Origin of the sequence: Micromonospora sp. NPDC004540 (assembly GCF_040610095.1) — a bacterium.
In the GTDB taxonomy this organism is placed as follows: Bacteria; Actinomycetota; Actinomycetes; order Mycobacteriales; family Micromonosporaceae; genus Micromonospora.
The window spans coordinates 1-1013 of the sequence record NZ_JBEXLR010000218.1; the positions used below are offsets into that span (position 1 = coordinate 1).

The 1013-nt window shown below is 74.0% G+C and carries 1 pseudogene; it reads left to right on the forward strand.

Features of this window, described 5'->3' with window-relative positions:
* Positions 1-92: 92 nt before the first annotated feature.
* Positions 93-923: pseudogene (locus ABZV78_RS31830) on the forward strand (3-deoxy-7-phosphoheptulonate synthase); the annotation flags it as partial.
* Positions 924-1013 lie beyond the last annotated feature (90 nt).

The following is a 1013-nucleotide window of genomic DNA, read 5'->3' on the forward strand; positions in this document are numbered from 1 at the left end:
CGAGCCGCCGTCGGCATCCCGGATCACGTCGCCGAAGGCCAGGTCGAGCACCGCGTCGCCGATCGGCCGCGCCTCGGCGCCGGGCCGCCGACCGGCTCGCCGACGACCTGCTCGTGGTGATGCGGGTCTACTTCGAGAAGCCGCGCTCGACCGTGGGCTGGAAGGGCCTGATCAACGACCCGGGCCTGGACGGCTCGGGCGACGTGAACACCGGCCTGCGGACCGCCCGGGCGCTCCTGCTCGACGTGGTGCGGCTGGGTCTCCCGGTGGGCTGCGAGTTCCTCGACCCGATCACGCCCCAGTACATCGCCGACACGGTGGCCTGGGGCGCGATCGGCGCGCGGACCGTGGAGAGCCAGGTGCACCGCCAGCTCGCCTCCGGCCTGTCCATGCCGATCGGCATGAAGAACCGCCCCGACGGCAGCATCTCCACCGCGGTGGACGCGATCCGGGCGGCCGGCGTTCCGCACGTCTTCCCCGGCATCGACGTCTCCGGCACCCCGGCGATCATGCACACCCGGGGCAACGCCGACGGTCACCTCGTGCTGCGCGGCGGCGGTGGCCGGCCCAACTACGACGCCGAGTCGGTGGCGGGGGCGCTGGACCTGCTGCGCGCGGCCGGGCTGCCCGAGCGGGTGGTGGTCGACGCCAGCCACGCCAACAGCGGCAAGGACCACCGCAACCAGCCGCTGGTCGCCGCCGACGTGGCCGCCCAGCTCGCCGCCGGCCAGCGCGGCATCGTCGGCATCATGCTGGAGAGCTTCCTCCAGCCCGGCCGGCAGGACCTCGACCCCACCCGCCAACTGGAGTACGGCAAGTCGGTGACCGACGCCTGCATCGGCTGGGACACCACCGCCGAGGTCCTCGACCGCCTCGCCGCCGCCGTCCGAACCCGCCGAGCCACCCTCCCCACCCCAGCCTGACCCACCCACCCACCCCACCCCGCCCGACCCCACCCCGACCCCCGAGCGTTGATCATGAGGTTGGCGGCAGCGAAGGAGATCGACTTCGCC